Here is a 3,651-nt window from a genome sequence, read left to right as displayed (position 1 = left end):
GAACACAATCGCCAACAGCGCGGTACCGATGTAACCGACGTTAAAATCAAACAGCGCCGCTTTGGCGTTAATCGGCTCAGATTGCGCTTTACGCTTGAGCCACACCGAGGTGATGCTAGAAATTTCAATCGGAGCGGGCATCCAACCCATGGTCACCACAATAAAGCCGATGGCGGCGACAGACCAAATTGAGGGCGCATTGAAGTTGGGTTCAACCGCGACAGGATTCCCCACGGCAATCGTCACCGCCACTAAGGTGGCGCAAGTCAGCGTCGCCATGATCACTTTCGATAAGGTATCCAGCGCTTTGTAATGCCCCGCAATCAAGATGACTAAGCAGGTGGCTACAATAATGCTCGAGAGCACCGTCAGTGAGAGATCAAACGGCACAAAATAGCTGAGCAAGCTGGCACTAAATAAGGTTAAGGCCGCGGTGTTAATCACCCCAGAGACCGCACTTAACGCGACAAACAGCCACAAATAAGGCCGACCTAAACGCGCATAGCCTTCGACCAAGGTTTCACCGGTTCCCGCGGTGTATTGTACGCCTGCTCGAAAAAAGGGGTATTTAAACAAGTTAACGAGCAGGATCAATGCCGCGAGTTGCCAGCCATAAATGGCTCCGGCTTTGGTCGAGGCAACAAGGTGAGAGCCGCCTACAGCTGCCGCGGCCATCATGATACCTGGCCCCAATGCGCGTAGACGTTGCATCACCGACAAGCTAGATCCTGCCTGATGCGAAGAGACGGTTTGCATGTGTGTTTCCTTTATTGTGGTTGCGTTGTTGTGTTTGCTTTGTTTTATGTTTTTTAGCGCTATTGCTTTTGTTTTTCCATTGAGGCTTATTTTTATCGCTTTACCTTCAATGATTTTGTCAATAGCCACCCATGAATATCATATGAGCCAAACGTGTCAACCAATCTTGCCAAATTTGTTAAGCGCAGGTGTGATGCAGGGTGTGAATGATAGACACCACCAAGGTGACACAAAAAGAGAGGGATAAACATCCGACCATTGTCTGAGAGACAAGACACAGCCAAAAAGACAGTTTGCAACCCTCTATAACCACTCAATAAGTGTGATCTAACGTCAAATTCTGCTGGAAATGAGAGTTTAATCACACTAGAATGCTCGCCCAACATGTGCTCTTTGCGCAGCGATAGCCAAAGAGTGACTGTGTCGCGATTTGCGGCTGAAGAAAAAGCGTCCAAGGTCGGGCCCACCTTCACCGAACCCGCGGTACGATGTAACGCATGATGGAACCTCTTGCCACCCCGGCAGCGTGTCGTACTCATCCGTACCGCAAGTGCAACACAACGGCAAGGTAATCTATTTATGCAACTCCTCTATAGTGCGGCAGGTCTGGTCGCTCTGTTTCTATGCGCGTGCGCATTTTCCACCAACCGCAAAGCGATCAACTGGCGAACAGTGCTAGGCGCGTTTGGCCTGCAAGCTGGGTTTGCTGCCCTGGTGCTCTATATTCCCTTTGGTCAAGCCATGCTAGGGGCAATGAGTAATGGCGCGGCGAAGCTGCTCTCCTTTGCCAACGAAGGCATTGAGTTTGTGTTTGGACCTCTGGCGAACGATGGGTTTGTTTTCGCTGTTAAAGTACTGCCGTTAATCATTTTTATCAGTGCGCTGATTTCTCTCCTTTATCATCTCGGCATTATGCAGTGGGTTATCAAACTCCTCGGCGGCGGCATACAGCGATTACTCGGCACCAGTCGCGCAGAGTCTCTGGTGGCAACCAGCAACATCTTTCTTTCTCAGGGCGAATCTCCTTTGGTAGTTCGCCCTTTTCTTAGCAAAATGACCCGCTCTGAACTCTTCGCCGTAATGGTCGGTGGCATGGCCTCGGTGGCTGGCAGTGTACTTGGTGGATATGCCGCCATGGGCGTGGATTTAAAATACCTGATTGCCGCGAGCTTTATGGCCGCGCCCGGTGGATTATTGATGGCCAAAATCATTGTCCCTGAGACGGAAACACCGGCTGAGCAAAACCAGGTGGAGATCAGCGATAGCGACCAAGCGAACGCGATTGATGCTTTGGCCAGCGGCGCGATGAACGGTATGAAAGTCGCGGTGGCCGTGGGTACTATGCTGGTGGCCTTTATCAGTGTGATTGCGATGCTAAACGCCGGGCTCGGGAGCATTGGCGAGCTGCTTGATTTAGAAGGCTTAAGCCTAGAAAGCCTGTTCGGCTATTTATTCTCACCCTTGGCATTGCTTACTGGGGTGCCGGTGCATGAAGTGTTTGCCGTTGGTAACCTATTAGGGCAGAAAATCGCACTCAATGAGTTTGTCGCCTTCTTATCCTTTGCCGATATCAAAGCGAACCTGTCGGTGCAAAGCCAGGTGATAGTGACCTTTGCCTTGTGTGGCTTTGCTAACATTGGCTCAATTGCCATTCAACTCGGCTCGATTGGTGCCATGGTGCCAGAGCGCCGCAAAGATGTGGCCAGCCTTGGCGTGCGCGCGGTGATCGCTGCCACCTTTGCCAACCTAATGAGTGCGGCACTGGCGGGTATTTTTATCGCGCTATAAGTACCGTGCAGTTAAAGAGACTCAGCTAACGTGTCTCAGTAAAAGTAGGGCGATTGGCGGCAAGCTAATCGCCTTTTGCTAGCAATATCGCCAACCTGATCACGGCTTGAGCGAACAGACAAAAAGCGGCAAATAAAGGGTTTACAAGCCACAGCGAACCCAATAATATACGCCGCGTTCCGGAGAGATGGCTGAGTGGTTGAAAGCACCGGTCTTGAAAACCGGCAAGGGTTAATAGCCCTTCTAGGGTTCAAATCCCTATCTCTCCGCCACATACCGAAAAGCCGCTGCTCAGTCAGCGGCTTTTTTGCGCTTAACCCCTTATAAATCCCCAAACCCTGACCGCGCCAACATTTTAGACCCCTTTGCCTAAACACACTGCCCAGCGTCTGATAAGCTAGCCCTCCAAAAATTGCCCTGTAAGGCCTTTTGGAYGCCGCYAACCAAAGGGCGGTAGCGTGGGTGTTAAAGCAAATCCTTAATGCGTAACCTCAAGCACTCATTGATGCGTAGGCCACTGCCGTACATAAGCCCACAAATCAGCTTATCTCTTGCGCTAAGGTAGGTAAAAATTCTAGCAACTTCTTCTTTACTGAGCACAATTGGAATTCGCGGCGATTTTTTGGACGGATTAAACGCAATCTTACCTAGCGGTTGGTTTAAAAACTGGTTGTAAAGAAAGGCTAATGCATTGAGGGCAACCTTTTGTGTGTTTGGTGAAACTTGCTGCGCATTCGCCAAATAAGACAGAAACGTTTTTACATCCTCGTCACTGAGCTCTGTAGGGTGTTGCTTGTGATGGAAAAGGATAAATCGACGAACCCAGTACAAGTAACTTTTCTCGGTTCTAATCGCATAGCCTCGTCGCCTAATCTCGTGCTGAAGGCTTGCCATAAACGGACTTTTGGTCATGATCTTTTCCCTCCCTCTAAGACTGTTTAGTCATACAGCTTATTGGTAAGGAAAGCCAAATGGTGTGCACGCTTTTACGAGGCACATTCACATTATCGCCGAAAGAGAAAATATTAATACAATATAATCATAGGGTTACAATTTATCCTTTGGGGATCAATATAATCATAGGGTTACAATTTATCCTTTGGGGAT

General features: G+C 49.4%; 2 protein-coding genes, 1 tRNA gene and 1 pseudogene. 2 read left to right on the top strand and 2 right to left on the bottom strand.

The annotated features are described in order from the left end of the window. Positions 1 to 756, bottom strand: a pseudogene (locus tag BZG79_RS12890) (divalent metal cation transporter); the annotation flags it as partial. A gap of 579 nt (positions 757 to 1,335) precedes the next feature. Between BZG79_RS12890 and BZG79_RS12885 the strand changes: the two are divergent. Then, entirely contained in the window at positions 1,336 to 2,544 is a 1,209-nt protein-coding gene (locus BZG79_RS12885; RefSeq protein ID WP_077638991.1) for a NupC/NupG family nucleoside CNT transporter, read from the top strand. 181 nt (positions 2,545 to 2,725) lie between these two features. Beyond that, positions 2,726 to 2,816: transfer RNA gene (locus BZG79_RS12880), tRNA-Ser, on the top strand. Positions 2,817 to 3,009: 193 nt separating this feature from the next. On the opposite strand, the gene BZG79_RS12875 is transcribed toward BZG79_RS12880, so the two are convergent. Then, positions 3,010 to 3,456: a phage integrase N-terminal SAM-like domain-containing protein gene (locus tag BZG79_RS12875; RefSeq protein ID WP_077774590.1), complete on the bottom strand. Its 447-nt coding sequence runs from the start codon at positions 3,454 to 3,456 to the stop codon at positions 3,010 to 3,012. Positions 3,457 to 3,651 lie beyond the last annotated feature (195 nt).

The organism is Salinivibrio sp. MA427 (assembly GCF_001996115.1).
GTDB classification, from domain to species: Bacteria; Pseudomonadota; Gammaproteobacteria; order Enterobacterales; family Vibrionaceae; genus Salinivibrio; species Salinivibrio costicola.
Note: the sequence above shows the minus strand (reverse complement) of the source record. Positions and strands in the feature narration are given on the sequence as shown.

Coding starts and splice junctions, on each gene's coding strand:
- BZG79_RS12885 (WP_077638991.1), top strand. CDS start 1,336: ATGCAACTCCTCTATAGTGCGGCAGGTCTGGTCGCTCTGTTTCTATGC.
- BZG79_RS12875 (WP_077774590.1), bottom strand. CDS start 3,456: ATGACCAAAAGTCCGTTTATGGCAAGCCTTCAGCACGAGATTAGGCGA.